27 protein-coding genes and 1 riboswitch are annotated in these 25,491 nt (G+C 73.3%); of the genes, 6 read left to right on the forward strand and 21 right to left on the reverse strand.

The window, feature by feature from the left end; genetic code table 11:
- The first annotated feature begins 184 nt into the window (after positions 1–184).
- Together ACQ1X7_RS07540 and ACQ1X7_RS07545 are read left to right on the forward strand one after the other, a co-directional pair.
- A complete protein-coding gene (locus ACQ1X7_RS07540) occupies positions 185–1,126 on the forward strand; it encodes a glycine betaine ABC transporter substrate-binding protein (protein WP_432477551.1) in 942 nt (313 codons plus the stop codon).
- Between the two features lie 128 nt (positions 1,127–1,254).
- Positions 1,255–1,893 carry an NAD(P)-dependent oxidoreductase gene (locus tag ACQ1X7_RS07545; RefSeq protein ID WP_432477552.1) on the forward strand — a complete coding sequence of 213 codons (639 nt, stop codon included), beginning with the start codon at positions 1,255–1,257 and terminating at the stop codon, positions 1,891–1,893.
- Positions 1,894–1,931: 38 nt separating this feature from the next.
- Here ACQ1X7_RS07545 and ACQ1X7_RS07550 read toward each other — a convergent pair whose 3' ends face one another.
- The 11 genes from ACQ1X7_RS07550 to ACQ1X7_RS07600 form a co-directional block, all read right to left on the reverse strand.
- Positions 1,932–3,116 (reverse strand): XdhC family protein, encoded by a 1,185-nt coding sequence (locus ACQ1X7_RS07550; RefSeq protein WP_432477553.1) that lies wholly within the window; start codon positions 3,114–3,116, stop codon positions 1,932–1,934.
- Positions 3,109–4,254, reverse strand: coding sequence for a vWA domain-containing protein (locus tag ACQ1X7_RS07555; RefSeq protein ID WP_432477554.1), 1,146 nt, complete (start codon positions 4,252–4,254; stop codon positions 3,109–3,111). The genes ACQ1X7_RS07550 and ACQ1X7_RS07555 overlap by 8 nt, the downstream gene beginning before the upstream one ends.
- Positions 4,251–5,150: an AAA family ATPase gene (locus ACQ1X7_RS07560; RefSeq protein WP_432477555.1), complete on the reverse strand. Its 900-nt coding sequence runs from the start codon at positions 5,148–5,150 to the stop codon at positions 4,251–4,253. Before ACQ1X7_RS07560 ends, ACQ1X7_RS07555 begins: the two co-directional genes overlap by 4 nt.
- A 9-nt stretch (positions 5,151–5,159) precedes the next feature.
- Entirely contained in the window at positions 5,160–6,059 is a 900-nt protein-coding gene (locus tag ACQ1X7_RS07565; protein ID WP_432477556.1) for an NAD(P)-dependent oxidoreductase, read from the reverse strand.
- A complete protein-coding gene (locus ACQ1X7_RS07570) occupies positions 6,059–6,418 on the reverse strand; it encodes a hypothetical protein (RefSeq protein WP_432477557.1) in 360 nt (119 codons plus the stop codon). Before ACQ1X7_RS07570 ends, ACQ1X7_RS07565 begins: the two co-directional genes overlap by 1 nt.
- Before the next feature lie 5 nt (positions 6,419–6,423).
- The gene (locus ACQ1X7_RS07575) at positions 6,424–7,884 is read right to left on the reverse strand and encodes an Nramp family divalent metal transporter (RefSeq protein ID WP_432477558.1); all 1,461 of its coding nucleotides are present in this window, start codon (positions 7,882–7,884) and stop codon (positions 6,424–6,426) included.
- Positions 7,881–8,348 carry a ribose 5-phosphate isomerase B gene (gene rpiB / locus ACQ1X7_RS07580; protein ID WP_432477559.1) on the reverse strand — a complete coding sequence of 156 codons (468 nt, stop codon included), beginning with the start codon at positions 8,346–8,348 and terminating at the stop codon, positions 7,881–7,883. Before rpiB ends, ACQ1X7_RS07575 begins: the two co-directional genes overlap by 4 nt.
- A complete protein-coding gene (locus ACQ1X7_RS07585; protein ID WP_432477560.1) occupies positions 8,326–9,264 on the reverse strand; it encodes a ribokinase in 939 nt (312 codons plus the stop codon). The genes rpiB and ACQ1X7_RS07585 overlap by 23 nt, the downstream gene beginning before the upstream one ends.
- On the reverse strand, positions 9,264–10,271 hold the full coding sequence (locus ACQ1X7_RS07590) for a LacI family DNA-binding transcriptional regulator (RefSeq protein WP_432477561.1): 1,008 nt from the start codon (positions 10,269–10,271) through the stop codon (positions 9,264–9,266). The genes ACQ1X7_RS07585 and ACQ1X7_RS07590 overlap by 1 nt, the downstream gene beginning before the upstream one ends.
- Positions 10,272–10,383: 112 nt before the next feature.
- Positions 10,384–10,941 (reverse strand): nucleotidyltransferase family protein, encoded by a 558-nt coding sequence (locus ACQ1X7_RS07595; RefSeq protein WP_432477562.1) that lies wholly within the window; start codon positions 10,939–10,941, stop codon positions 10,384–10,386.
- Positions 10,942–10,979: 38 nt separating this feature from the next.
- A complete protein-coding gene (locus ACQ1X7_RS07600) occupies positions 10,980–11,540 on the reverse strand; it encodes an NADPH-dependent FMN reductase (RefSeq protein WP_432477563.1) in 561 nt (186 codons plus the stop codon).
- Positions 11,541–11,855: 315 nt separating this feature from the next.
- On the opposite strand from ACQ1X7_RS07600, the gene ACQ1X7_RS07605 reads away from it, so the two are divergent.
- A complete protein-coding gene (locus ACQ1X7_RS07605) occupies positions 11,856–12,119 on the forward strand; it encodes a DUF3253 domain-containing protein (RefSeq protein ID WP_432477564.1) in 264 nt (87 codons plus the stop codon).
- Between the two features lie 3 nt (positions 12,120–12,122).
- Here the strand turns inward: ACQ1X7_RS07605 and ACQ1X7_RS07610 are convergent, their stop codons facing one another.
- The 4 genes from ACQ1X7_RS07610 to groL all read right to left on the reverse strand — a co-directional run bounded on the left by ACQ1X7_RS07610 (position 12,123) and on the right by groL (position 17,931).
- Positions 12,123–12,659, reverse strand: coding sequence for a dihydrofolate reductase family protein (locus ACQ1X7_RS07610; RefSeq protein ID WP_432477565.1), 537 nt, complete (start codon positions 12,657–12,659; stop codon positions 12,123–12,125).
- A 106-nt stretch (positions 12,660–12,765) separates the two neighbouring features.
- A complete protein-coding gene (locus tag ACQ1X7_RS07615; protein ID WP_432477566.1) occupies positions 12,766–15,708 on the reverse strand; it encodes an ATP-binding protein in 2,943 nt (980 codons plus the stop codon).
- A 56-nt stretch (positions 15,709–15,764) separates the two neighbouring features.
- Complete coding sequence (locus tag ACQ1X7_RS07620) at positions 15,765–16,016, reverse strand: DUF4242 domain-containing protein (RefSeq protein WP_432477567.1); 252 nt, start codon at positions 16,014–16,016, stop codon at positions 15,765–15,767.
- A 283-nt stretch (positions 16,017–16,299) separates the two neighbouring features.
- Entirely contained in the window at positions 16,300–17,931 is a 1,632-nt protein-coding gene (gene groL, locus ACQ1X7_RS07625) for a chaperonin GroEL (protein WP_432477568.1), read from the reverse strand.
- Between the two features lie 268 nt (positions 17,932–18,199).
- Here groL and ACQ1X7_RS07630 point away from each other — a divergent pair, with 268 nt between their 5' ends.
- Together ACQ1X7_RS07630 and ACQ1X7_RS07635 are read left to right on the forward strand one after the other, a co-directional pair.
- Complete coding sequence (locus ACQ1X7_RS07630; RefSeq protein ID WP_432477569.1) at positions 18,200–19,426, forward strand: DUF2157 domain-containing protein; 1,227 nt, start codon at positions 18,200–18,202, stop codon at positions 19,424–19,426.
- A complete protein-coding gene (locus tag ACQ1X7_RS07635; RefSeq protein ID WP_432477570.1) occupies positions 19,423–19,902 on the forward strand; it encodes a GDYXXLXY domain-containing protein in 480 nt (159 codons plus the stop codon). Before ACQ1X7_RS07630 ends, ACQ1X7_RS07635 begins: the two co-directional genes overlap by 4 nt.
- On the opposite strand, the gene ACQ1X7_RS07640 is transcribed toward ACQ1X7_RS07635, so the two are convergent.
- The 6 genes from ACQ1X7_RS07640 to ACQ1X7_RS07665 form a co-directional block, all read right to left on the reverse strand.
- Positions 19,886–20,737 (reverse strand): SGNH/GDSL hydrolase family protein, encoded by an 852-nt coding sequence (locus ACQ1X7_RS07640; RefSeq protein WP_432477571.1) that lies wholly within the window; start codon positions 20,735–20,737, stop codon positions 19,886–19,888. The two genes, ACQ1X7_RS07635 and ACQ1X7_RS07640, sit on opposite strands and share 17 nt — an antisense overlap.
- A gap of 88 nt (positions 20,738–20,825) precedes the next feature.
- The gene (locus ACQ1X7_RS07645) at positions 20,826–21,101 is read right to left on the reverse strand and encodes a MoaD/ThiS family protein (protein WP_432477572.1); all 276 of its coding nucleotides are present in this window, start codon (positions 21,099–21,101) and stop codon (positions 20,826–20,828) included.
- Between the two features lie 42 nt (positions 21,102–21,143).
- Positions 21,144–22,418, reverse strand: coding sequence for a threonine synthase (gene thrC / locus ACQ1X7_RS07650; protein WP_432477573.1), 1,275 nt, complete (start codon positions 22,416–22,418; stop codon positions 21,144–21,146).
- 11 nt (positions 22,419–22,429) lie between these two features.
- Positions 22,430–22,552, reverse strand: a riboswitch (SAM riboswitch).
- A gap of 99 nt (positions 22,553–22,651) precedes the next feature.
- Positions 22,652–23,485: a trehalose-phosphatase gene (otsB, locus tag ACQ1X7_RS07655; RefSeq protein WP_432477574.1), complete on the reverse strand. Its 834-nt coding sequence runs from the start codon at positions 23,483–23,485 to the stop codon at positions 22,652–22,654.
- Between the two features lie 79 nt (positions 23,486–23,564).
- The gene (locus ACQ1X7_RS07660; RefSeq protein ID WP_432477575.1) at positions 23,565–24,059 is read right to left on the reverse strand and encodes a LytR C-terminal domain-containing protein; all 495 of its coding nucleotides are present in this window, start codon (positions 24,057–24,059) and stop codon (positions 23,565–23,567) included.
- A gap of 7 nt (positions 24,060–24,066) precedes the next feature.
- The gene (locus ACQ1X7_RS07665; RefSeq protein ID WP_432477576.1) at positions 24,067–24,360 is read right to left on the reverse strand and encodes a DUF3263 domain-containing protein; all 294 of its coding nucleotides are present in this window, start codon (positions 24,358–24,360) and stop codon (positions 24,067–24,069) included.
- Between the two features lie 120 nt (positions 24,361–24,480).
- Between ACQ1X7_RS07665 and ACQ1X7_RS07670 the strand changes: the two genes are divergently transcribed.
- Positions 24,481–25,482, forward strand: a complete 1,002-nt coding sequence (locus ACQ1X7_RS07670) for a Gfo/Idh/MocA family protein (RefSeq protein ID WP_432477577.1) — start codon at positions 24,481–24,483, stop codon at positions 25,480–25,482.
- The last annotated feature ends 9 nt before the right edge of the window (positions 25,483–25,491 follow it).

The raw sequence follows: 25,491 nt of genomic DNA on the forward strand, positions 1-25,491 counted from the left end.
GCCTTCTCCCCCCTCGTCGGGGCTCGGCGTGAGCGGAGCGATTCCCTAAGGTAAGAGCGCCCACGGCGCCAGTGGGTGCGTCGTCGATCGTCGGTCCCGACCTCGGGAGTCCCCGGGAGCGTCGTGGGTCGTCGACGTATTCGCCGGCCGTGGGGGTCCTGCACGTTGACTGAAGGGTGTACCGATGCGCAACCGTAGGAAATTGCTCGCCGCTCCGCTCGCCGTCGTCCTGGGGATGACCTTGGCCGCGTGCGGGGGCGACGACGGGGGGTCCGGTGGCGGCGGCGACCGTCTCGAGGGGGTGTCCCTCACCGTGGGCTCCAAGGACTTCACCGAGAACATCCTCGTCGGCGAGATGCTCGTCCAGGCCCTCCAGAACGAGGGTGCCGACGTCACCAGCCAGACGAACCTCGGCGGCACCTCGGTCGCCCGGGACGCGCTGCTCAACGACGAGATCGACGTGTACCCCGAGTACAACGGCACCGGTTGGACGGTCCACCTCAAGCAGGAGAACCCGAGCCAGGACCCCGAGGAGCTGTTCACGGTCACCGCGGAGAAGGACCTCGAGGAGAACGACATCAAGTGGGTCGGCCGGTCGCCGTTCAACGACACCTACGGCTTCGCCGCCAACGGTGACCTGGCCGAGCAGGAGGGCGGCTTCGACTTCCAGTCGATGGCCGACTACCTCGAGGCCAACCCCGACACCACCGTCTGCATGGAGACCGAGTTCCCGGACCGCCCCGACGGCCTGGTGCTGTGGGAGGAGGCCACTGGCTACGAGATCCCGCAGTCGCAGATCCAGATCCTCGACACCGGTCTGATCTACACCGAGACCAGTGACGGCAACTGCGACTTCGGCGAGGTGTTCACCACCGACGGCCGGATCCAGGCGCTCAACCTCGAGCTGGTCGAGGACCCGGGCGTCATGATCCTCTACAACCTCTCGTTCACCTGGCAGAACGCGGTCTACGAGGAGCACGCCGAGGTCTACGACGAGATCGCCGACACCATCTTCGCCGAGCTCGACGAGGAGAAGATGGCCGAGCTCAACGGTCTGGTCGACGTCGAGGGCCAGCCGGTCGAGCAGGTCGCCACGCAGTACCTCGAGGAGATCGGGATGCTCTGAGGCCCACCTCAGCTGATCGACGAACGGCGCCGCCGGGTCACCGACCCGGCGGCGTCGTCGCGTCCGGGGATGACACCGCCCCCCTTCGGCGTTGCCGAGGTGAGCAGAAGCCATCACGAGGAGCGCCCATGACCACCATCGTCGTCGTCGGAGGCACTGGTTACACCGGTGGCCACATCGTCAGGGAGGCTGCCTCACGCGGTCACCAGGTGATCGCCGTCAGCCGGTCGTTACCGAGCGAGGAGGTGCCCGGTGTCCGCTACGAGACCGGCGCGGCCGAGGACGTCGTTCCGCGGGTCGTGCCGGAGGCCGACGTCGTGGTCGCTGCGGTCTCCCCCCGCGGAGACATGTCGGGGCGACTGGTCGGGCTCTACCGCACTCTCGCGGCCCTGTCCCGCGACGCGGGCGCCCGCTACGTCCAGGTGGGCGGTTTCAGCTCGCTGCGCCCTGCCGAAGGTGCTCCCCGATTCGTGGAGGGTGAGCTGCCCGAGCAGTTCCGCGACGAGGCGCTCGAGGGCGAGGCGACGCGCGCGATGCTGGTCGAGGAGGCACCCGAGGGCCTGGACTGGCTCTTCGTGAGCCCGGCGGGCAGCTACGGGGCGTGGGCGGCCGGTGAACGCACCGGGAGCTACCGGCTCGGTGGAGAGGTGGCGCTGTTCGACCCCGCGGGCGAGTCCAGCATCTCCGGCGCCGACTTCGCGTTGGCCGTGCTCGACGAGATCGACCGGCCGCGCCACCACCGCGAGCACGTCGGCGTCGCCTACTGACCCGTGTCCGGGTGGTCGGCACCTGGCCCGGCGTCCGGCTAGTGGTGGATCCGCCCCTCGCGGGAGCCGAGCCGGTCCCCGGAACCGCCCCACTGCATCGCGACGATCTCGGCGGCGATGCTGATCGCGGTCTCCTCCGGTGTACGGGCGCCGAGGTCGAGGCCGATCGGGCTGGAGAGCAGTGCGATCTCCTTCTCGCCGAGGCCGGCCTCACGCAGCCGCTCCAGGCGGTCCTCGTGGGTCCGGCGGCTACCCATCGCGCCGACGTACGCCGGCCGCTGCTCCTCGGGGAGCCGGAGCGCGACCTCCAGCAGCGGGACGTCGAACTTGGGGTCGTGGGTGAGCACCGCCAGCACCGTACGTCGGTCGATGCGTCCGGCCGCGACCTCGGCCTCGAGGTAGCGGTGCGGCCAGTCGACGACCACCTCGTCGGCGTCCGGGAACCGGCTGTGGGTGGCGAACACGGGGCGGGCGTCGCAGACGGTGACGTGGTAGCCGAGGAAGCTCCCCACCCGGGCCACCGCGGCCGCGAAGTCGATGGCACCGAAGACCAGCATCCGTGGCTTGGGGGCGAACGCCCACACGAACACCCGCATCCCCTCGCCCCGCCGCTCGCCGTCGGGACCGTAGGTCAGCGTCGCGTTGTGCCCCGCCGCCAGCAGCCCGAGCACGTCGTCCCGGACCGCGTCGTCTGCCCGCTCGGAGCCCAGCGAAGCGGTAGTCCAGTGAGAAGTGGCCCCTGGATCGGCCGCGTCAGGGGCCACTTGTCGCTGGAGTACCGCATCGTCCGGGCGGACCACCAGGCGGCGGCCGAGGCGGGTGGGGTCGGGGTGCTCGATGACGGTGGCGAGGGCGACGGGACGGCCGGCCGCGACGTCGGCGGCGATCTCGCCGAGCTCGGGGAAGGTCTCCCGGCTCACCTTCTCGACGTACACGTCGAGGATGCCGCCGCAGGTGAGCCCGACGGCGAAGGCGTCGTCGTCGGAGACGCCGTAGCGCTGGAGGACCGGCTCGCCGGACGCGACGACCGACTGCGCGAGCTCGTAGACCGCGCCCTCGACGCAGCCGCCCGAGACCGAGCCCACCGCGCTCTCGTCGGGCCCGACCAGCATCGACGCGCCGGCCGGCCGCGGGGCCGACTCGAACGTCGCGACGACCGTACCGACGCCGACGGTCTCGCCGGCCTCCCACCACTCCATCAGCTCCGACAGCACGTCACGCACGGGACACCAGCTCCGTCAGCTCGGCGAAGGTGGCGAGCGAGTGCCCGGCCACGAAGTCGTCACAGTGCGGCAAGGCGGCCCGTACGCCGGCCTGCACCGGCTCGTAGCCCGACTTGCCGCGGTGGGGGTTGACCCAGACCACCCGGTGGGCGACGCGCTGCAGCCGCTCCATCTGCTCGGCGAGCAGCTCGGTGCCGCCGCGCTCCCATCCGTCGCTGAACACCACCACGACGGCGCCGCGCGCCAGCCCCCGCTGACCCCAGCGGGTGAGGAACATCTGCAGCGTCTCGCCCAGGCGGGTTCCGCCGGACCAGTCGGGCACCGTCTCTCCGGCGGCGACGATGGCCCGGTCGGGGTCGCGCAGCCGCATCGCGCGGGTCACGTGGGTGAGCCGGGTGCCGAGCGTGAACGTCTCGACCGACGAGCCACCGGTCCGGGTCCAGCGGTGCGCCAGCCGCAGCAGCGCGTCGGCGTACCCGCTCATCGAGCCGGACACGTCCACCAGCAGCACCACCCGGCGCGGTCGCGTCGCTCGGCGCCGCCACGCGATGTCTGCGGGCTCCCCCATCCGGCGCAGGCTCGCCCGGAGCGTGCGCTGCGCGTCGAGGTCACCGCGGTGCCAGCGCCGGTGCCGGGCGGTACGCCGCAGCGGCGGCCGGCAGACCAGACCGTCGAACAGCGCCGCCAGCCGCTGCTTCTCGGCCGCCGTGAGCGCGGCGACGTCGCGGTGCCGCAGCACCTCGGTGGCGCTGGCCGCGGCGCGCACCACCTCGTCGGGGCCACCGGGACCGCCGTCGTCCTCGGGCTCCGACTCCGGGAACGACGTGACCGGGGTCGACGGCGTCGCGGGTCGGGGCCGCGGCAGCCCGTCGCGGTGGTCGAAGAACGCCCAGAACACCTGGTCGAAGCGCTCGAGGTCGTCCGGGCCGGCACAGAGCGTCGCCCGGCCGGCGCGGCGTACCGAGCTCTGGTCGTCGGCACCTACCAGCGCCGTCGCCGCGAGGAAGCCCTGCGCCCGGTCGGAGGTGACCGGCACCCCGGCGGCCCGCAGCGCACGCGTGAAGGCCAGCAGGATCTCGTCGCCACTCCTCACCGGTGGTTGAGGAGGTCGCTCTGCGACCGTCTCGAAACCACTCATCGCGCCAGCATCCGGTCCAGCGCCTGCTTCACCCGGTCGGCGTCCTCGCGGTACTTCACCAGCGCGCCGAGCGTGGTCGCGGCCGCCTCGAGGTCGAGGTCCGTGGTGCCGAGGTGGTTCAGGGCCCGGGCCCAGTCGAGGGTCTCGGCCACGCCCGGCGGCTTGAGCAGGTCGTCGCGGGCGCGCAGCTGCTGGACGACGCCGACGACCTGCCGGGCCAGCGCCTCGCTGACCTCGGGCGCGCGCGAGCGGACGATCGCCACCTCGCGGTCGAGGCCGGGGTGGTCGATCCAGTGGTAGAGGCAGCGCCGCTTCAGCGCGTCGTGCAGCTCGCGGGTGCGGTTGGAGGTGAGCACCACGAGCGGTGGGGTCGCGGCGGCGACGGTGCCCAGCTCGGGGATGCTGACCTGGTACGTCGACAGCACCTCGAGCAGGAACGCCTCGAACTCGTCGTCGGCCCGGTCGACCTCGTCGACCAGCAGCACGGCCGGCGCCTGCTGCAGCGCCTGCAGCACGGGTCGCGCCAGGAGGAAGCGCTCCTGGAACAGCGACTTCTCGGTCTCCTCGACGCTCCCCCCGACGGCCCCACCGTCACCGTGCACGGCCTCGAGCGTGCGCAGGTGGAGGATCTGCCGCGGGAAGTCCCAGTCGTAGAGGGCCTGGGTCGCGTCGATGCCCTCGTAGCACTGCAGCCGCACGAGCGGCAGGTCGAGTGCCTCGGCGACCGCCTCGGCCAACGCGGTCTTGCCGGTGCCGGGCTCACCCTCGAGCAGCAGCGGCCGCTCCATGCGCAGCGCGAGGAACAGCACGGTGGCCAGCTCGTCGTCGGCGAGGTAGCCGGTCGCGCCGAGGCGCTCGGCGAGCCCGGCGGCGCTGGTGGAGTTCCCGGAGGCCATGCCTCAAGGCTACGACCGCGGTGTTGGAGCTTGGTTGGATCCTGCGGGCTGGTCGTCCCCACGCGTCGCCAGACGCCCCTCGACGCGGGCCGCGAGCGTGTCGGCCAGGAGCCGCGAGACCGGCAGGTCGAGGCCGAGGTCCTCGGCGGTGACCACCACGTCGCGCAGGTCCTTGCGCCACGACCGCTGCTCGAGCGGCGTGCCGATGTCGTCGTAGGTGCGGACCATCTCGTCGAAGAAGCCCCAGTTGCGGGTCACCCACGACTCTCCGAGGCTCGTCGACACCGCAGCGAGGACGTCGTGCTCCTCGACGCCGTACGCCGCCGCCACCTCGAGCCCCTCGTGCACCCCGGCGAGTGCGGCGAACAGCATGACCTGGTTGGCCAGCTTGACCGCGGCACCGGCGCCGGGGCCACCGACGTGGTGGAGGTCCGAGGCGAGGTGGCGGAGGACCGGACGGACCCGGTCGACCGCGGCGTCGGACCCGCCGACCATGATCGTGAGCTCACCGGCCGCGGCGCGCTCCGGCCCGCCGCTGACCGGGGCGTCGACGACCGCGACCCCGTGCCGGTCGCCCTCGCGGACCAGATCGGTCACGGTCGCGGGGAGCAGGGTGCTGTGCAGCACCACCACCGCGTCCCGGGGAAGGACACCGAGCAGCCCGCCCTCCCCGGTCAGGAGCTCGGTGGCAGCCCCGTCGTCGGGCACGACCACCATCAGCGTGGTGCAGCCGGAGAGGCCCGAGGGCGCGGCGGCCGGCTCGGCGCCGAGGCCGGCCAGCCCGGCGACCCGTGACTCGTCGACGTCCCAGACCCGCAGCGCGACCCCGCACGCCAGCAGCCGCTCGGCCATGGGTCGCCCGAGGCTGCCCAGGCCGACCAGGCCGACGGCCGGGACGCGCCCGGCCATCACGCGGCCGGTCGGGCGGCGAGCATCCGGCTCGACCGCCGCATCTGGCTGGCGGCGTACAGCGTGAGCGCCCCGACCACCAGGCCCATCGGCGGGAAGGTGAAGGCCCCCACCACCGACAGCGCCAGGCCGAGCATCGCGATCCGGCGCCAGGTGCGGGCCCGGGCCACCTCGACCGCAGGGTCGGCGGGACGGGCGGCCTCGGCGCGTCCGCGCGCCCCGCTGCCCAGCACGCCCCACAGGAGCGCGGCCGCCGCCACCGCGGCGAGCAGCAGTGCGGCGCCGACGTCACCCCGGTCGAGGCGAAGCAGCGACAACAGCGCGAGGCACCCGCCGGTGACCATGCTTCCGTAGCGCATCCCCGTCACCCCGCGAACAGCTGCCAGGTCGACAGCGCGCCGAGTGACACGAGGAAGAGACCGGACAGCAGCACCCACCAGCGCGCGGCCGGCCGCAGCCGGTAACCGGGCGGCAGCACCTTGTGCTCGGTCCAGACGATGGCCAGGCAGAACACGCCACTCATCAGGAGGCCGCCCAGCACCGAGGCCGGGGTGACGATGACGACGAGCTCACCGACCGTCCAGACCAGCGCGAGCGCCGCGACCAGCATGTAGCCGTACATGTACGGGCGGACGGCGCGCTGCCCGGCGAGCCGGACCTTCTCGGAGACCGCGCCGAGGCTCTCGTACGCCGTGTAGCTGTACATCTCCCAGAAGGCGTAGAGCGAGCCGAAGAAGGCGAAGAACACCGCGACGAAGTAGAGGTACTCGAACGCGGGGTGGACCGCGGTGAGGAAACCCGCCTGGTGGGTGAGGGTCTGGTCGTCGTCGGGGATCAGCCGTGCCTCCGACAGCAGCGACGCGCCGTTGGTCATGAACATCGAGGCGAAGACCACGATGGCCGCGAACGAGATCAGGGTGTCGCCGAGCGGGACCCGGGACCAGGCCCGCGCCTTGTCCTGCTCGCCGGCGTCCGCGGGGAGCGGCAGCCGGACGCCGCGACGGCCGGCGTCGACGTACCGCTCGGAGAGGGCCTGGACCTCGCGGTGGGCCAGCATCCCCCAGCGCTTCTCTCGCAGCATGCCGCTGTAGGCGATGTAGTCGTAGGTGCCGCCACCTATCGCGCCGAGGTAGGCGCCCAGCTCCAGCCAGGTCGGCCGCTCCGCGATCGACGGGTAGTCCTGGGCGACCCAGCCGGGGTACTCGGGCAGGCTCGGGACCAGGCCGCCCAGCACACCGAGCCAGTTCGGCTCCAGCACCACGACGCTGATCGCGACCGCGAGCAGCATGAAGCCGACGATGACCGTCTGGGCCTTCTCGAGCCGGTCGTAGCCGCCGACCCACGAGAGGATCGCGGACAGCACGATCAGGAACGTCGCCCACGCGGCGCCGGAGCCGATCGTGTTCTCGCTGATCAGGTCGCCGATGCCGAGGCCGAGCCCGCTCACCCACGACGGGACGACCGCGATGGACGTCGCCCCGAAGACGATCGGGAACCACCCGCGCGGACCGGGGAAGAGGGTGGCCCAGCGGGTCATCAGGTGCTCGCCGGCGACGACGGTGTAGCGGTTCATCGAGTACGCCAGCGCCGCCTTGGTGACCGCGGCGACGATGAACGCCCACAGCAGGGTGTAGCCGAAGATCGAGCCGCCCCGCGAGGCGAAGATCATCTCGCCGCTGCCGATGTTGGCCGAGGCGATGATCGCGCCCGGCCCCAGCACGCTGAACGCGCCCACCAGGGTCAGCCGGTGCCGCAGTCGCTCCGGCGGCTCGGGGAAGGTCAGCCGGCCCGGGTCGACCGGGGCGCTGCGGGGGGTGGTGCTCATGCCTCGTCTCCTTGTCCTGCGGCGGCGCGTTCCATGGCGTGCAGCTTCTCGACCCGCCGCCGGAAGTCGGGGTCGGTGCTGAAGGTGGCTCCCAGGAAGGAGCGGATGACGTCCTCGGCGATGAGCGGCCCCACGATCCAGGCGCCCAGGCACAGCACGTTGACGTCGTCGTGCTCGACGCCCTGGTGGGCGCAGTAGGAGTCGTGGCAGAGCGCCGCCCGGATGCCGGGCACCTTGTTGGCGGCGATGGACGCCCCTACGCCCGTGCCGCAGAGCAGGATGCCGCGGTCGGCCTCGCCCGCCAGCACCGGCCGGCAGACGTCCCGGGTGACGTCCGGGAAGTCCACGGGCTCCTCGGTGTCGGTCCCCACGTCGACCACCTCGTGCCCGAGGTCGGCGAGCAGCCGGAGCACGTGCGGTTTCAGGCCGAGGCCTGCGTGGTCATTGCCGAGCGCTAGTCTCATGGTCGTCCTCCGGTGGGGTGGGGTCGGTCAGGTCGGTGGTCCGGGGGATGGCGGTCTGGGCGCCGACCCGGGTGACGGCGATCGACGCCGCGGTGACGGCGCGCCGTACGGCGGGGTGGTGGTCCTCGCCCGCCGCGAGCGCGGCCGCGAGGTAGCCGGTGAAGGTGTCGCCGGCGCCGACGGTGTCGAGCGCCTCGACGGGCGGTGCGGGGCAGCGGACCGGTGTCCGGCCGGGCCGGCAGAGCAGGGCGCCCTCGGCGCCGAGGGTGACCACGACGTCGAGCCGCTCGCGTTCGGCCAGGCCGGCCGCCAGCTCCTCGACCGTGCCGTCCGACCCCCTGGCGACGGCGCGCGCCTCGTGCTCGTTGACCACGAGCAGGTCGATGTCGCCGAGCAGGCCGGGCACCGGGCCGTCGAGCGGGGCCGCGTTGAGCACCACCCGGGCACCTGCCCGACGGGCCGTGCGTGCGGCCTCGCGGGTGACCGGCAGCGGGACCTCGAGCTGGACGAGGAGCACGTCGCCGGTGGTCGTCCCCCGGAGGCCCGCGGCGACGTCGCCGGACTCCCACCGCGCGTTGGCGCCGGGGCCGATCGCGATCACGTTCTCGCCGCCGTCCTCGACGAGGATCGTCGCGGTCCCGGTGGGTACGTCGGCGAGTCGGCGTACGCCGCTGACGTCGACGCCGTCGGCGACCAGCGCGGAGACCACGAGCTCGCCGCCCTCGTCGGTCCCGCAGGCCCCGACCAGGCAGGTCTCTGCGCCGGCCCGGGCCGCGGCCACCGCCTGGTTGGCGCCCTTGCCGCCGGGGTGGCGCTGCAGGTCGTCACCGGCGACCGTCTCGCCCGCGCGCGGGAGCCGGCGGACCCGGGTCACCAGGTCGACGTTGAGGCTGCCGAGCACCACGACGCGTCCCATCAGCGCCGTCCCCGGACCGAGCGGGCGCTGTCGCGTCGTACCAAGGAGACCTCGAGCACCTCGTGCCGCTCGGCGCCGCCCGGCACCGCGTGCTCGAGCAGCAGGGTGGCCGCCCGCCGACCGAGCTCGTGGATCGGCTGCCGGACGGTGGTCAGCGCGGGGCGCAGGTAGCCGGCCAGGTGGATGTCGTCGAACCCGACGAGGCTGACGTCGTCGGGCACGCGGAAGCCCGCCTCGTCGAGTGCGCGCAGCGCCCCGACGGCCGCCAGGTCGTTGCTGCAGAAGACCGCCGAGAACTCCCGGCGTCGCCGCAGCAGGGTGCGCAGGGCGTCGTACCCGCCGGCCTCGCCGAAGTCTCCGTGGACGACGAGGGCGTCGTCGACCTCCAGCCCGGACGCCGCCAGCGCCTCCTGGTGGCCGGCGAGGCGCTCCTGCGCGACGGAGAGGCGGGCGGGCCCGGCCACGTGGGCGATCCGCTCGTGGCCGAGCTCCACGAGGTGCTCGGTGGCGATCCGGCCTCCGGAACGGTGGTCCGCGCGGACCGACCACCGGGCGGGGAGACCGGTGTCCCGGTCGACGGTCACCAGCGGCATCCCCGCGAGGGCGCCGCCGAGGGCGTCGTCGGGGGCGAGCCCACCCACCAGCACGACCCCGTCGACCCGCTTGCGCCGGAGGTGCCGGAGCTCGCGGACGGCGGTGGACGCGTCCTCGCCGGTCTGGCACAGCAGCAGCAGGTTCTCGCGCTCGTTGGCGACGGCCTGGATCCCGGCGACCAGCTCGGGGAAGAACGGGTTGGTGATGTCGGGCACCAGCACGGCGATGGTGCCGGTGGCCCCGCCGTGCAGGCTCCGGGCGAGGTCGTTGGGCTGGTAGCCGAGCCGGGCCACGGCCTCGGTGATCCGCGCGCGGGTGGCCTCGCCCACGCGGCCGTTGCCGCTCAGGGCCCGGGAGACGGTGGCGACGGAGACCCCGGCGTCGGCGGCGATGTCGCGGATGGTGACCGTCATCGGGTCACCTCGCGCGCCGGTGCGCACACGGTTTCAGAGCGTTCACCCTGAGTTTGCGCAAACGTTTCCACGGCGTGACTGTAGTCACAGCCGGTGCGGGGGTGTCAAGGGGTCAGTCGCGCCGGTCGACGTCGCGACCGGTGGCGAGGTCGCCGCACTCGACCAGCACGACCTCCCGGCCGGCGAGGTAGCCGCGGGCTCCGGCGTCCCCGGCCACCGTCTCGACGATGCCGCCCCAGTGGTCGCGGCCGAGCAGCACCGGGTGGCCCGGCACCCCGTCGTACGTCGCGCGGGCGAGCGTCCCGGTCCCCGCGCCGGCCGCCACCACCCGTCGTACGACGGCGGCGTCGACGTCGGGCAGGTCGACCAGCGAGACGACGGCCGCCTCCGGTCCGGGGGGAAGGGCGGTCAGGCCGGCGCGCAGCGACGCGCCCATCCCCTCGGCCCAGTCGTCGGCCACCACGACCGAGACGGGACCCGCGGGCACCAGCCCGTCCGCCTCGCGCGCGGCCGCGCCGAGCACCACGGTGACGGCCGCACAGCCGCCCTCGACCAGGGTGGTGATGCTGCGCGCCAACCACGACGTGCCGTCGTCGTCGCGCAGCAGCGCCTTCGGGGCGCCCATCCGGCGCCCCGCGCCGGCGGCGAGCAGCAGCCCGTGGACGGTCACCCGCCCAGCGTGGCAGACCGCCCGCCGCCGGACGTCGGTCAGGCCGCCCGGAGCTGGCGGGACAGGCCGGCCAGCTGCTCGACCTCGTCGAGCAGCGCGGAGAGCTCGCCCTCGCGGCGGTCGGTCGGCACGAAGCCCTGCTCGCCGAAGTCGGTGAACAGCGACAGCGACACCTGGCAGCGGGCGGCGGGCATGGACATGTTCGCGGTGATCGAGCGCCAGTGCTCGACCGCGCGGACGCCCCCGTCGGCGCCGTAGGCGACGAAGGCGACGGCCTTCTTCTGCCACTCCGGGCCGAGCACGTCGAAGGCGTTCTTCATCGCAGCGGGGACGCTGTGGTTGTACTCCGGCGTCACGAACACGAAGCCGTCGAAGCCGTCGACGGCCTCGCTCCACCGGCGGGTGCTGCCGTTCTCGTACTGACGGTTCGCGGCGCCCGGGACGACCGGCTCACCGAGGAGGTCGAGGTCGTACTCCGCGACGTCGAGGATCTCGTAGTCGGCGCGCTCACGGGCCGCTGACTGCTTGGCGACCCACTCCGCGACGCCGGTGCCGAGGCGGCCGGGCCGGGTGCTGCCGAGGACGATGCCGATCTTCACTGTGATGCTCCTGAGGGGGTTGGATCCAGGGACACCCGCGAAACAAGTTGAAATCGCAATTATTCCGGGTAGGCGCCGCGTACACCTGTGTCAGATGCTCGTCGTAGGCGCCGCTGAACCCGCCCTCCTCCCCCCGGCGAAGAACTGGTCGGACGCAGCACGACCCGGCCGGCGGCCACCGACGCGACCCGGCCGTCGAGGGCGACGTCGGCGCGGCCCAGCATCTCCGGCGTCGGGACCATGCAGCGCCCGGTAGCCGCGTCCCCGGGAAGCGTCGGCTCGAGGGGGTCCGGCGTGACGGCGCAGAATGGGGACATGCACGACCGGACCGACGAGACCGGCGCGGCCCTCGAGGCAGCCATCGACGACCTGCTCGCCGAGCGGGCCCCGGGCGCGACCATCTGCCCCTCGGAGGCCGCCCGCGCGGTCGGCGGGGACGACTGGCGCGGCCTGATGGAGCCGGCACGCAGGGCCGCCGGCCGCCTCGTGGAGCGCGGCGAGGTTCGCATCACCCAGGGCGGAGAGGTCGTCGACCCGTCGGCCGCTTCCGGACCGATCCGGATCGGGCGCGCCCCCTGAGGCTCACCGGGTGGCGTAGCGCAGCAGCGCGACGCCGTTGCCGAAGCGCCGCGCCTCCAGGCAGTGCAGGGACGACGTCTCGTAGCCGTCCGGGAAGAGTCGCCGCCCACCGCCCTGGCTGACGGGGTGGACGAAGAGCCGGATCTCGTCGACCAGGCCGGCCTCGAGCACGGCGTGGCAGAGCCGGATGCTCCCGGTGAGGGTCATGTCGCCGTCGCCCTGCGTCCTCAGCTCGCGCAGCCGGTCCGGCCAGTCGGCGCCGAGCACGGTGGAGTTCTGCCACTCCGGATCGTTCATGGTGCTGGACACCACGTACTTCGGTGTCCGGTTCAGGACCTCGGTCACGCCGGTGGTGTCGTCGGTCTGGTGCGGCCAGAAGCCGCGGAAGTCCTCGAAGGTCTGCCGCCCGAGCAGCAGCAGCTCCTCGCGGGCCGACTGCTCGCGGGTCGCCGCGGCCACCTCCTCGTCCTGGTCGGTGGGATCGAACCAGTTCCCCAGGAACTCGATGGACCCGTCCAGGCTGATGTTCTGGGTGACCACGAAGCGTCGCAATGCTCGTCCTTCCGGTCCGTTGATCTCACCGTGCCGACCGGGCGCGGGTGCCGGACTCATCGCACGTCCGGCCTGCCGCCGCCTCGCGCGGCTGCTACCCCTCGCCCCCGGCGGACGCGGGGGTCGGGACCAGACCCTCGCGGTGCGCCGTCGCGACGAGCTCGGACCGGCGTCCGGCGTCGAGCTTGGCCAGGAGGTTGGACACGTGTCGCTCCACGGTGCGATGGCTGATGAAGAGCCGCCCGCCGATCGCGCGGTCGGTGAGGCCCAGGGCGACCAGGCCCAGCACCTCCCGCTCCCGGGCCGTGAGGCGGTAGCGGTTGTCGGCCGGCTCCTCGATGTCGACCGAGAGCCGCGCCCGCCGTCCGAGGCCGGCGCCGTGCTCGGCCAGGTGTCGGGCGCCGATCCGGTGGGCGCTCATGACCGCGAGCCGCAGCTGGTCCGCCGCGCTCTCGCGCGGGCCACCGGTGGCGAGCAGGGCCTCGGCCCACCGGAGTCGTGCGTACGACGTGTGGTAGGGGTCGCCGAAGCGCTCCCAGGCCGCAGCGGCCAGCGCCCAGGCCTCCGGGTCCCCCGACATCTCGGCATCGGCCGTCGCGAGGTCCGCGGCCGCCAGCGGGAGCACGGCCGGGAGACCCTCGAGCGTGACCCGCACCTGCTCGACCCACGGCCCGACGTCCTGGGTCGACCCGTCGGCCGCTGCGGCACGCGTCACCGAGGAGGCGACGGCCGCCTGGAAGCTGGCGACCTGGGTGGGGTCGAGCCGCCGGAGCACCTCCGCGACCAGCGGCTCGGCAGCCTGCCGGTCCCCGCTCCAGTGCGCGACCTCGAGCAGGGCCGCGTGGAGCGGCGCCACCAGCTGCGGGTCCAGGATGCGGTCGCCCTCCGACCGCGCCCGCTCCAGCAGCTCACGGGCCTCGCCGACCGCTCCACGGCCCAGCCGCAGCTGGCCCTCGCACAGGTCGGCGCGGACGGCATCGATGCCGTGGGGATCGAGCTCCCGGCACTCCTCGAGGAAGGGCTCGGCCTCGTCGAAGCGGCCCATGTGCACCAGCACCTCCGCGGCGTCGCAGCGACACCAGATCCCCTTGCGCCGACGCAGGCCCAGCTCGTCGCCCACCCGCACGCTCTCGCGGGCGACGTCGGCCGCCTCCTCCAGGCGCCCCGCGACCACGAGGGCACTGTGCAGGTTGACCAGCGCACGGGCGTTCTCGTCGACGTCGGCGAACTCCTCGTCGGCGATCCGGCGCGCCTCCCGGAGCTCGGCGATCGCCTCGTCGAACCGACCGGACATGGCCAGGTCCACCCCGAGGTTGCAGCGCGCGTGGCCCTCGATCGGGCGGCCGTCCGGGACCTGTCGGGCGACCGCGATCGCCTCCCGGGCCAGCTGCTCGGACTCCGCGCACCTGGCCGCGAGCATCAGGACCTGCGACAGACCTCCGAGCACCGCGGCGCGGGCACGGGTCGGCGGCTCCGGAGGCACCAGCGCGACCGCCTGTTCGTACGCCGCCAGCGCGCCCCGCCCGTCGCCGGCCATCCACAGGTAGCGGCCGAGCCGCTCGTGCAGCCAGCCCAACGCGTGCAGGTCGGCGGGATCCGTGGCCACGATCGCCTCCCGCACCAGGGCGGTGGCCCGGTCCGGGTCGGCCGCGAGGTGGGCCACCTCGGCGGCCCACCGGAGCAGCCGGGCCCGTGGGACGCCGAGCAACGACTCACCGTCGGGCACCTGGTCCAGCAACACGAGCGCGCGGTCGTAGTGGACCAGCGCCTCGGCGAACGCCAGACCGTCGAAGGCCTCGCGCGCCGCGTCGACCCGAGCGACGAGAGCACGCTCGGTGTCGCCGGCGGCGTCCCGGTGCCGGGCGATCCTGCCCGCCGTACCGCCGGGCCCGGCACCCGCCAGCGCCGGCGTCTCGGTGAGCGCCTCGGCGAGCCGGCGGTGGGTCCGGGCGGCCTCTCCCGGGAGCAGGCTCGCGGCCACCGCCTCCTGGAGCAGGGCGTGCCGGAACGCCAGCACGTCGCCGCGCGGCTCCAGCACGTGCGCCTCGACCGCCTCACGCAGCGCGGACTCGAGCCGCTGCGCGTGCACGTCCGACACGGCTTCGAGGAGGGCGTCGGGCACCTCGCGGCCGACCAGGCTCGCCGTGCGCAGGACCTGGCGGGTCGCCGGGCTCAGCGAGTCGAGCCGGGCGAGGAGCAGGCCGCGCACCGTCGCAGGGAGCTCGCGCTGCTCGGTCGGGCCCAGCGCGAGCAGCTCCTCGGCGAAGAACGGGTTGCCCTCCGCCCGGGACCAGACCTCGTCGAGCAGCCGGCGCGTGGGCGGCAGGCCGAGGATGTCGCTGACCTGTACGGCCTGCTCGTCACGGCTGAGCGGGTCGAGGCCGAGGTGCTGGTCCCCGGCCCGGACCAGCTCGGCGACGAAGCGGCCCAGCCCGGCCGGAACCGGGGCCTCGTCGCTGCGCAGGGTCAGCAGCATCAGGATCGCTCCGGCCTGCTGCCGCCCGAGCGCCGCCACGAGCTCCCGGGTGGAGGCGTCCATCCAGTGCACGTCCTCGAGCACCAGGACGACCGGCCCCCGCGCGGCGAGTCCGTCGAGCACGCCCGAGACGGCCTGGAAGAGCCGCCCGGCACCCGCCGAGCCGGTCGACGCGTCCTCGTGGAGCGACGGCACCAGGCGCCCCAGCTCCACGCCTGCCGGGCCGGCCCACCCGCGCACCGTGGCCACCCCCTCCCGCCGGACCAGCTCGGTGAGCACCTCCACCAGCGGCGCGTACGGCAGCGTCTGGTCGCCCGCGTCGACGCAGTGACCGACCAGGACGTCGGCCCGCCCCTCGACCCGGACGGCGAGCTCGGAGACGACCCGGGTCTTGCCGATCCCTGCCGGCCCCTCGAGCAGCGCGGGCGTGAGGCGACCCGACTCGACCACGCCGTCCACGAGCGAGGTGAGCCGTCGCAGCACGTCGTCGCGGCCGACGAGCGTCCGGCTCGCCGGGCGGCCGGGCGCGCGGCCGACGCCGGTCCCGGCCGTGGGGTCCATATCGGACAAGTATGGTCCGCGGCCGGGACCGGCGACAGGGTGCGAGCCCGGCGGCCTCAGCTGCCCGCGCGCACCGGGACGATCTGGTCCGCGACCAGTCCGTGCGCCTCGCGGTGCACGCGCGCGGCGGCCTCGGCGTCCGGGGCCTCGACCAGGCAGAAGACCTTGCCGCTGCCCTCGTCGAACCAGTACTGCTGGTAGTCCACGCCGTACGCGGCCTGGACCTCCACGTCGCGCCGGTGAGCCTCCCCGACCGCCTCGGCGGTGAGCCCCTCCACCTTCTCGTGCACGTCCATGAACAGGGTCATGACTTCCTCCTCGTGTGTTCGGAGGTGCCAGCGTGGGCGTGGTCGAGGCGGGCCACGTAGGGGGAACCACGCAGATCGGGCCGCCGGGACCACCCATACGACGGCACAGGGCCCCGGTTCCGTGGTGGAACCGGGGCCCTGCGTGCGTGTTGAGTGAGTTCGGACCACGGCTGAGGTTTCGAGACGCCTCGCACAGTCCCGCGCTTTGCGCGTGCCTGTGCCGACGCTCCTCAACCTGATCGCCCGACAGGCCTGCGCGCTCACGCGCGCAGGCCTTGAGCGATCAAAAGTCCATGCCTCCCATGCCGCCCATGTCACCGCCGCCGGGCGCGGCCGCGGCCTTCTCCGGCTTGTCGGCCACGACGGCCTCGGTGGTGAGGAACAGCGCGGCGATCGACGCGGCGTTCTGGAGCGCCGAGCGGGTCACCTTGGCCGGGTCGAGGATGCCGGCCTCGACCATGTCGACGTACTCGCCGGTGGCCGCGTCGAGGCCGTGGCCGGCCTGCAGCCCGCGGACCTTCTCCACGATGACGCCACCCTCGAGACCGGCGTTGACCGCGATCTGCTTGAGCGGGGCCTCGGTGGCGGCACGCACGATCGCGGCGCCGGTGGCCTCGTCGCCGGACAGGTCCAGCTTCTCGAAGGCGGACTCGGCGGCCTGCAGCAGCGCCACGCCACCGCCGGCCACGATGCCCTCCTCGACGGCCGCCTTCGCGTTGCGGACGGCGTCCTCGATCCGGTGCTTGCGCTCCTTGAGCTCGACCTCGGTGGCCGCACCGACCTGGATCACCGCGACGCCGCCGGCCAGCTTGGCCAGCCGCTCCTGCAGCTTCTCGCGGTCGTAGTCGGAGTCGCTCTTCTCGATCTCGGCACGGATCTGGTTGACCCGACCCTCGATCTGGCCGGTGTCGCCCGCACCCTCGACGATGGTGGTCTCGTCCTTGGTGATGACGACCTTGCGGGCCTGGCCGAGCAGCTCGAGTCCGGCGTTCTCCAGCTTCAGGCCGACCTCCTCGGAGATGACCTGGCCGCCCGTGAGGATCGCGATGTCCTGCAGCATGGCCTTGCGGCGGTCGCCGAAGCCCGGGGCCTTGACGGCGACGGACTTGAACGTGCCACGGATCTTGTTGACGACCAGCGTGGACAGCGCCTCGCCGTCGACGTCCTCGGCGATGATGACCAGCGGCTTGCCGGACTGCATGACCTTCTCGAGCAGCGGCAGCAGGTCCTTGACCGAGCTGACCTTGGAGTTGGCGATGAGGACGTAGGGGTCCTCGAGCACGGTCTCCATCCGCTCGGGGTCGGTGACGAAGTAGGCCGAGATGTAGCCCTTGTCGAACCGCATGCCCTCGGTGAGCTCGAGGTCGAGCCCGAAGGTGTTCGACTCCTCGACGGTGATGACGCCTTCCTTGCCGACCTTGTCCATCGCCTCGGCGATGATCTCGCCGACGGTGGTGTCGGCGGCGGAGATCGACGCGGTCGCGGCGATCTGCTCCTTGGTCTCGACGTCCTTGGCCATCCCGAGCAGCTGCTCGGCGACCTTGTCGACCGCGGTCTCGATGCCACGCTTGAGGCTCATCGGGTTGGCACCCGCGGCGACGTTGCGCAGACCCTCGCGGACCATCGCCTGGGCCAGGACGGTCGCCGTCGTCGTGCCGTCACCGGCGACGTCGTCGGTCTTCTTCGCGACCTCCTTGACCAGCTCGGCGCCGATCTTCTCGTAGGCGTCCTCGAGCTCGATCTCCTTGGCGATCGACACACCGTCGTTGGTGATCGTCGGGGCGCCCCACTTCTTCTCGAGCACGACGTTGCGGCCCTTGGGCCCGAGCGTGACCTTGACCGCGTCGGCGAGGGTGTTCATGCCCCGCTCCAGCCCGCGGCGGGCCTCCTCGTTGAAAGCAATCAGCTTCGGCATAACTCCTGCGATTCCTTCTGGGAGTCTGGTGGCACCCGGTGGGTTGCCCGCGACGGAACGGCCTGCCCGCGCCGACGAACCCTGCTCGCCGGTCGGTACGGACCTCAACGCACACCAGGTCGTGTGTTGTCACTCTCATGGTACGAGTGCCAATCCAATGTTTAGCACTCGGGGTGGGCGAGTGCAAACAGCTCTCGCGAGATCGTCGAGGTCCGGGCTGGGTGTCCGTACCCATGTGCGGGGCCCCGTCCGCCCGGACACTGGCGGCATGACCTCAGACACCGTCCCGTCTGCCACCCAGCACCCGCAGCCGCGCCCCGCCAGCCCGCGCCAGCTCGACTGGCTGCGGGGCGAGGTGGCGGCCTGGACCCGCGAGGGACTGCTCGCGCCCGGGCAGGCGGAGTCACTCCTCGGCCGCTACGACGCCAGTCGGCGGCACTCGGTCGGCCGCCTGCTCCTGGTGCTCGGCGCCGGCTTCGTCGGCGTGGGCGTGATCTGGCTGGTCGCCGCCAACCTGGACCAGCTCGGTCCGCTCGGCCGGTTCCTCCTCGTCGCGGCCGCCTGGCTGGGCCTCCTCGTGGGCAGCGAGGTGCTGGCCGCCCGCTCGGCAGCGCGCACGACTGCCTCCCGCGTGCTGGTCATGTCGCTGCGGACGCTGGCCTCGGTCGTCCTCGGTGCGGTCGTGTTCCAGGCAGCACAGAGCCTGCAGGTGCCGGCCTGGCAACCGGCCCTGCTCGGCTGGTGGGCCCTCGGCGCGCTGGTGCAGGCGTACGGCGTGCGCTCGGTCGGTCCGCTGCTGGTAGGCCTCGTGACCGGCCTGACCTGGCTCCTCTGGGTGGTCGTGGAGGATGCCCCGAGCGGTCTCGGCGTGGTGCTGGCGCTGCTGGCCGCGGCCACCGTCGCCGCCGGGCTCTCCGCGTTGCACACCCGGTTCGCCACAGAGTTCGCGGACGCGTGGCGCGAGGCGGGCGCCCTCCTCGTCCTCGTGGGGCTGTTCGCCGCCGCGCTCCCGTTCGTCACGGCCGACGGCTTCGCCTGGGACCGCTGGCTGGTCGGAGCGGTCGCCGCCGCAGTGCTCACCGTGGGCGCCGGCGCGGCCGTCGCGAGGGGACGGGACCGGCTCGAGCCGCTCGCCGCACTCGGGCTGGCTGCCGCGGCCCTGCTGCTGGTCGCCTGGGACACCGGCGCCGACGTCGACGTGCTCACCACGGGCGACTGGCTGCATGCTGTGGTCAGCGTCGCCGTCTACGTCGTGGTCGCGGTCGCCGTGGCCGTCCTCGGGACCCTGCGCGACAGCCGAACGCTCACCGCGACGGCCACCACCGCGCTGGTCGTGTTCGTGACGTTCCAGAGCTTCGCGGTGTTCGCCCGGATCATCGAGGGCGCCTGGCTGTTCGTGGTCCTCGGTCTGGTGTTCCTCGGGACCGGCGTGCTCTTCGACCGCACCAGACGCCGGCTCGCCGCGGTCATCGCGTCGTCCGAGGATCAGTCGTGAACCGCGTCGTGGTCGTCGCACTGGTGGCGGTCGCCCAGCTCGCGTTCGTCGGCGCCGCGGTCGCGCCCCAGCTCTCGAGTCGCCTCACCGGTGAGGACTACCGGATGGAGGTACGGCCGCTGGATCCGATCGACCCGTTCCGCGGTGCCTACGTCACCCTCGACTACCCCGGCCTGCAGGCCCCGGGCGGTTCGCAGCCCCCCAGCAGGGACGACGGACAGCGGGGTGCGGTCTACGTCCCCCTCGTCGAGCGGGACGGCACCTGGGTCGCCGCGGGCTGGCGCCGGACCCGTCCCGCGGAGGCGCCCTACCTCGCGTGCGACGACACCGACCGGGCGATCCACTGCGGGATCGAGTCGTACTTCGTGCCCCAGGACCGGGCTGCCGAGCTGGAGCGGCGCCTCGCGGAGCGAGGCGGGGTCGCGACCGTCCGGATCGACGACCGGGGCCACGCGACGGTCATCGACGTGCGCTGACCCAGCCCGCCGGCAGCGCCAGGAGCAACAGGCTGCGCAGCGGGGCGTGGTGCCCGAACGGGAGCTCGTCGTGCTGACCGAGCGCGTGCAGGACCGAGGGCAGCATCGCCTGTGCCGTGCGCTTGTAGCCCAGGCCGCTCGGGTGGAACCGGTCCAGGCTGAACATCTCGTCGGGATTCGTGACGAAGAACGGGCCGGCCACGTGGCGGAGCGAGACCGCGCGGGCGCCCGCGGCCGTCGCCGCGTCCCGCTGGGCCTCGGCCAGCTGGCGGGAGACCCGCGAGCCGAGCCCGCGCAACGGCTGCGGGACGTGCTGGAGGGCCCCGAGGTCGGGACAGGTGCCGACCACGACCTCGGCCCCCCGGGCACGGAGCGCCTCGACCGTCTCGACGAGGTGCCGCACGGACTCGCCGACGGGCACCCGGTGGGTGACGTCGTTGCCCCCGACCACCACGACGGCGACGTCGGGCCGGTAGGTCAGGGGCAGCGCCACCAGCTGGTCGGGCAGCGCACTCGACTCCGAGCCGACCACGGCCACGGTGCGCAGCCGGACGGGTCGGCGGGTCTGCTTGGCCAGGCCGCGGGCCAGGCGACCACCGAGCGTGTCCTTGCGCCGCTCGGCCCCGAGGCCGGCAGCGATCGAGTCCCCGAGCAGGACCAGCTCCACCGGCTCGCCCTCGTAGCGCTTCCGCCAGACCCGGTCGGCGTACGGCGGCTGCTCGCCGAGCGGCTTGCCGATCACCGCACGTACGGCGGCGGCCTGGCGCGCCAGGACGTGCCGGCCGCCGAGCCAGGCGCCGAGGGCCACGCCGCCGACGAGGGCGGCCGAGGTCACGAGAAGGCGGGAGCGCGACACCCACCTGTTGAACCACACCCACCTGAACGGCCGGCGAACTCGCCGCAGGCGGCGGGTGACGGGTCGGTCAGCCGCCCGCGACCGCCGGGATCACCGAGACCTGGGCGCCGTCGGGGGTGGGGGTCGCCAGGTTGTCCAGGAAGCGCACGTCGTCGTTGCCGACGTACACGTTCACGAACCGACGCAGCTCGCCCGTCTCGTCGACGATCCGTCCCTTGATGCCGGAGTGGTGGGTGTCGAGGTCCTCGAGGACCTCGGCGAGGGTGCCGCCCTCCGCGCTCACCTCCGACTCGCCGCCGGTGTAGGTGCGCAGGATGGTCGGGATCCGGACGGAGACGCTCATGGTGCCCCTTTCGGTGGTGCCCTGGTCGGGTGTGGTGCGACGTTAGTCGGCGAGGCCGGTGGCGGTGAAGGCCGCGTAGGACGGCTCGATGGTGGCGGCGGCACCGACCCGGTCGGCGACGGCGTCGAGCGTCTTCAGGCCCATGCCGGTGTTGATGATGACGGTCTCGAGCTCGGGGTCGAGCTGGCCGCTCTCGACCAGCTTTCGCAGCACCGCGGTCGTCGTCCCGCCCGCGGTCTCGGTGAAGATGCCCTCGGTCCGGGCAAGCAGCAGGATGCCCTCGCGCACCTCGTCGTCGGAGACGTCCTCCACCGCACCACCCGTGCGCCTGCAGATGTCCAGAACGTAGATGCCGTCGGCGGGGTTGCCGATGGCCAGTGACTTGGCGATGGTGTCGGGCTTCTGGGGACGGATCGCGTCGACCCCCGCCTTCCACGCGGTGGCGACCGGCGAGCAGCCCGTGGCCTGCGCGCCGTACACCTGGTAGGGCTTGTCCTCGACCAGCCCCAGCCGGATCAGCTCCTGGAAGGCCTTGTCGACCTTGGTCAGCTGGGCACCAGAGGCGACCGGGATCACGACCTGGTCGGGCAGCCGCCAGCCGAGCTGCTCGGCGATCTCGTACCCGAGGGTCTTGGAGCCCTCGGCGTAGTAGGGCCGGACGTTGACGTTGACGAACGCCCAGCCGTCCTCCTCGCCGGCGATCTCCGAGGCGAGCTTGTTGACGTCGTCGTAGTTGCCCTCCACCGCGACCAGCGAGTCGGTGTAGACCGCGGAGTTGACCTGCTTGGGCTTCTCGAGGTCGCTCGGGATGAACACCACGGTCTTCATCCCGGCGCGGGCACCGGCCGCGGCCACGGCGTTCGCGAGGTTGCCGGTCGACGGACACGCGAAGACCTTCGCGTCGAGCTCGCGAGCCGCGCTCAGCGCGCAGGCGACGACCCGGTCCTTGAAGGAGTTGGTCGGGTTGGTGGAGTCGTCCTTGACCCACAGCCGGCTCAGCCCCAGCGCGGCGGCGAGGTTGCGCGCCTCGAGCAGCCGGGTGAAACCGGGCTCGGTGTTGGGCGACTCCTCGATGTCGCTGGGGACCGGCAGCAGCGCCTTGTAGCGCCACATGTTGCGCGGCCCCGCCTCGATCTCCGCGCGGGTGACCGCGGGGTAGTCGTAGGCCACCTCGAGCGGCCCGAAGCACTCCGGACACGCGTAGTGGGGGCCCAGCGCGACCCGGTGCCCGCACTCGCGGCAGGCCAGGGAGGTGGCGTGCCCGAAGGCGCCGTCGCGCAGGGGGTGCGTCGCGGCCTCGACCAGCGTGGAGCTCAAGAGGATCCTCCTCCTCATCTTCCCCGCGGCGGCTCTCGCCGCGGGCCGGAATTGGCACCGTCTCCACGACGTGAGCGGTCGTGGCGGTTGCCGGGACGTCGACGGGCCGTTCCCTCAGTCCCTCTCGATGAGCTGGTGACGACTGTACGCGGCGCGTCTCAGCATGCGTCCGCGGGTCCCGCATCGTGGATGCCCGCGGATGGGGCGCTGCGGGTGACGGCGGACCAGCGTCGTCAGCGGGCGCGGGCGGTCAGGTCGCGCAGCAGGTCGAGCACGCCGTCCGGTCCCTTGACCAGCACGTCGGCGTGCTCGGCGAGGGCGTTCTCCTCCTCCGACAGCGAGCACACCAGGAGGGTCGGGAGGCCCCGCTCGCGGAGCTCGCCCACGGCCTCGAAGGCGTCGAGGTCGCCGAGGTCGTCGCCGATGAAGAGCATGCCGCCAGCGTCCTGCTCCTCGACGAAGGTGCGGACGGCCTGCCCCTTGGTCATCCCCGACGAGCGCACCTCGATGACGTTGCGGCCGGGCTCGAGCACCAGGTGGTGCCGTCCCGCGAGCTCGCGCAGGGGCTCCATCAGCCGGTCGCGGGCGGCGCGGGGGTCCGGCAGCCGCCGGGTGTGGACGGCGACCGCGAGTCCCTTCTCCTCCACGTGCGCGTCGGCCGCGTCGAACCGGCGAAGCAGCGCCGGCAGCTCGCGCTCGAACGTCGAGAGGCCCGCGGGCGGTCGGGGCGACACGACGCGGCGCCGGGTCGAGGACCACCGCTCGTTGCCGTACTGCCCGAAGACGAAGAGCTCCTTGCCGCGCTCGCCGATCTCGGCGCCCACGTCGTCGAGGTCACCGAGCGCGAGCGCCTGGCGGGCGGGGCGGCCGGTGATCACCGCCACCGCGCGAACCACCTCGGCCAGGTCGACCAGCACCCCCGGGGCGTCGGGGTGGATGCGGGCCTCGTCCGGGTCGTCGACGATCGGCGAGAGCACCCCGTCGAAGTCGAGGCCGACGACGCACCGGCCCGCAGCCTCGGCGTACGCCTCGAGTCGCCGCCCGGCCTCCGGGGACGTGAGCTCCATGTGTCCATCCCACCACGGCCGGGACGACGCGGCCTCCCGGGTCACCGGTGTTTCAACGCGCTGCCGCGCGCGCTCCGGCTCAGGCAGCGTCGGCGGTGAGGATGACCGTCAACCGGTCGCGCTTCATCGGCCCGGTCGCGGCCTCGGTCCGGTCGATGCCCAGGTCACGGGCCAGGATCGTGGCGGCCTGCTGGAGCCGCGGCGGGTAGTAGACGGTCGAGCTCGGGATGGTGCCGTACCAGTTGTCGGAGCCGACCACCTGCCAGCCGACCTGGGCGGCGGTCCCGGCAACCTGGCCGGCGAGACCGGTGATCCCGGAGTTGTTGTAGACCTCGACGTAGACCTCGCCGCGCTGGACCTGCGGCTTCTTCTTCTTGACCTCGGGCGGCTCGACGGTCCGCTGGGCCTCCGGGGTCTCGTTGCCCGACGGCTGGGAGACGGCGGTGACCTCGCGCTCGGTCGGCGCCTCGCCCCGGGTGGCGACGTAGGTGACCCCGGCCATCGCGATCGCGACGATGCTGAGGATCACGACGGGCGAGGGGAAGGCCACGCCGCGCTGGTTGCGCATGTGCATGACTCGCCTAGACCTCGAAGCCGAGCCGGCGGGCGGAGCGCTGGCGCTGCCGCGCGGCGCGCAGACGACGCAGCCTCCGGACGAGCAGGGGGTCGGCCTCGAGCGCCTCGGGGCGGTCGATGAGGGCGTTGAGGACCTGGTAGTAGCGGGTCGACGACATGTCGAACTTCTCGCGGACCGCGGTCTCCTTGGCGCCGGAGTACTTCCACCACTGCCGCTCGAACTCGAGGATCTCGCGGTCGCGGTCGCTCAGTCCGGGCTGCTCCGCGGACTGTCCGTGGAGGGCGTTCGCGGCGTCCATCGCAGCAAGTCTCCCCTGTGGTGGTGGTAGGACACGCCAAACTCTAGGCGACGAACCACAACGATGTCATTCGCATCGGGCGAGTCGCGGCCACGGGTCTCGCTGCGCCACGATGGGCCGATGCAGCCTGCCGCCGTCCGATGGGGGATCCTCGCCACCGGCTCGATCGCCCACAGCTTCGCCCGCGACCTCAGGGAGGTCCGGGGCGCCGCGCTGGCGGCGGTCGGGTCCCGGTCCGCGGAGTCGGCGGCCGAGCTCGCGAGGTCGTACGGCGCCGAGGGCTGCCGCGCGCACGGCTCCTACCAGGCGCTGGTCGCCGATCCGGACGTCGACGTCGTCTACGTCGCCTCCCCCCACGTGTTCCACCTCGAGCACGCGCGGATGGCGCTGGTGGCGGGCAAGCACGTGCTGTGCGAGAAGCCGCTCACCGTCAACCGGGCGGAGGCCGAGGAGATGGTGGCGCTGGCGGTCCGCCACGACCGGTTCCTGATGGAGGCGATGTGGACGGCCTGCCACCCGGTGGTGCGGGCGGTCGTCGCCGGGCTGGACGCCGGCCGGTTCGGCACCCCGCGTCAGCTGCACGCCGACTTCGGGTTCGCGACCCACCAGCCGCCCGGGCACCGGCTGCTCGACCCGGCGCTCGGTGGCGGCGCACTGCTCGACCTCGGCGTCTACCCGCTCACGCTCGCGGAGCTGCTGCTGGGACCCGTGGAGACGGCCGTCGCCGTGGCGTCCCTCGACGACCGCGGCGTCGATCGCGACGTCGCGATCGCCACCCGCCACCCCGGCGGGGCCGTCGGGGCGCTGTCCTGCTCGCTGACCGCCGACACCCCCACCTCCGCCGCGCTCTCGACCGACACCGGGGTGCTGCACCTGCCCACGCCGCTGCACCACCCGCCGTACGCCCTCTGGACGCCCTCCGGCGGCGAGACCGAGCGCATCGAGGGCGACGGGCCGGTGCTCGGCACCGGGCTCGGCAACGAGGCCGCGGAGGTCGGGCGGTGCCTCGCGGACGGACTGCGCGAGAGCCCGCTCGTCCCGCACGACCGGACGCTGCGGCTGCTCGGGCAGATGGACGGGATCCGGCGCCAGGTCGGCGTCCGCTACCCCGCCGACGGGTGAACCGACCGC

Origin of the sequence: Nocardioides sp. GXQ0305 (assembly GCF_050880345.1) — a bacterium.
In the GTDB taxonomy this organism is placed as follows: Bacteria; Actinomycetota; Actinomycetes; order Propionibacteriales; family Nocardioidaceae; genus Nocardioides.

What these genes read in the sequence shown, in the direction of transcription:
- ACQ1X7_RS07615 (WP_432477566.1), bottom strand. Translation starts at nt 15,708, where the DNA reads ATGGACCCCACGGCCGGGACCGGCGTCGGCCGCGCGCCCGGCCGCCCG.
- groL (WP_432477568.1), bottom strand. Translation starts at nt 17,931, where the DNA reads ATGCCGAAGCTGATTGCTTTCAACGAGGAGGCCCGCCGCGGGCTGGAG.
- ACQ1X7_RS07570 (WP_432477557.1), bottom strand. Translation starts at nt 6,418, where the DNA reads ATGCGCTACGGAAGCATGGTCACCGGCGGGTGCCTCGCGCTGTTGTCG.
- ACQ1X7_RS07585 (WP_432477560.1), bottom strand. Translation starts at nt 9,264, where the DNA reads ATGGGACGCGTCGTGGTGCTCGGCAGCCTCAACGTCGACCTGGTGACC.
- ACQ1X7_RS07545 (WP_432477552.1), top strand. Translation starts at nt 1,255, where the DNA reads ATGACCACCATCGTCGTCGTCGGAGGCACTGGTTACACCGGTGGCCAC.
- ACQ1X7_RS07620 (WP_432477567.1), bottom strand. Translation starts at nt 16,016, where the DNA reads ATGACCCTGTTCATGGACGTGCACGAGAAGGTGGAGGGGCTCACCGCC.
- ACQ1X7_RS07630 (WP_432477569.1), top strand. Translation starts at nt 18,200, where the DNA reads ATGACCTCAGACACCGTCCCGTCTGCCACCCAGCACCCGCAGCCGCGC.
- ACQ1X7_RS07560 (WP_432477555.1), bottom strand. Translation starts at nt 5,150, where the DNA reads ATGGCCTCCGGGAACTCCACCAGCGCCGCCGGGCTCGCCGAGCGCCTC.
- otsB (WP_432477574.1), bottom strand. Translation starts at nt 23,485, where the DNA reads ATGGAGCTCACGTCCCCGGAGGCCGGGCGGCGACTCGAGGCGTACGCC.
- ACQ1X7_RS07540 (WP_432477551.1), top strand. Translation starts at nt 185, where the DNA reads ATGCGCAACCGTAGGAAATTGCTCGCCGCTCCGCTCGCCGTCGTCCTG.
- ACQ1X7_RS07660 (WP_432477575.1), bottom strand. Translation starts at nt 24,059, where the DNA reads ATGCACATGCGCAACCAGCGCGGCGTGGCCTTCCCCTCGCCCGTCGTG.
- ACQ1X7_RS07665 (WP_432477576.1), bottom strand. Translation starts at nt 24,360, where the DNA reads ATGGACGCCGCGAACGCCCTCCACGGACAGTCCGCGGAGCAGCCCGGA.
- ACQ1X7_RS07605 (WP_432477564.1), top strand. Translation starts at nt 11,856, where the DNA reads ATGCACGACCGGACCGACGAGACCGGCGCGGCCCTCGAGGCAGCCATC.
- ACQ1X7_RS07575 (WP_432477558.1), bottom strand. Translation starts at nt 7,884, where the DNA reads ATGAGCACCACCCCCCGCAGCGCCCCGGTCGACCCGGGCCGGCTGACC.
- ACQ1X7_RS07565 (WP_432477556.1), bottom strand. Translation starts at nt 6,059, where the DNA reads ATGGCCGGGCGCGTCCCGGCCGTCGGCCTGGTCGGCCTGGGCAGCCTC.
- ACQ1X7_RS07555 (WP_432477554.1), bottom strand. Translation starts at nt 4,254, where the DNA reads ATGAGTGGTTTCGAGACGGTCGCAGAGCGACCTCCTCAACCACCGGTG.
- ACQ1X7_RS07590 (WP_432477561.1), bottom strand. Translation starts at nt 10,271, where the DNA reads ATGACGGTCACCATCCGCGACATCGCCGCCGACGCCGGGGTCTCCGTC.
- ACQ1X7_RS07645 (WP_432477572.1), bottom strand. Translation starts at nt 21,101, where the DNA reads ATGAGCGTCTCCGTCCGGATCCCGACCATCCTGCGCACCTACACCGGC.
- ACQ1X7_RS07670 (WP_432477577.1), top strand. Translation starts at nt 24,481, where the DNA reads ATGCAGCCTGCCGCCGTCCGATGGGGGATCCTCGCCACCGGCTCGATC.
- rpiB (WP_432477559.1), bottom strand. Translation starts at nt 8,348, where the DNA reads ATGAGACTAGCGCTCGGCAATGACCACGCAGGCCTCGGCCTGAAACCG.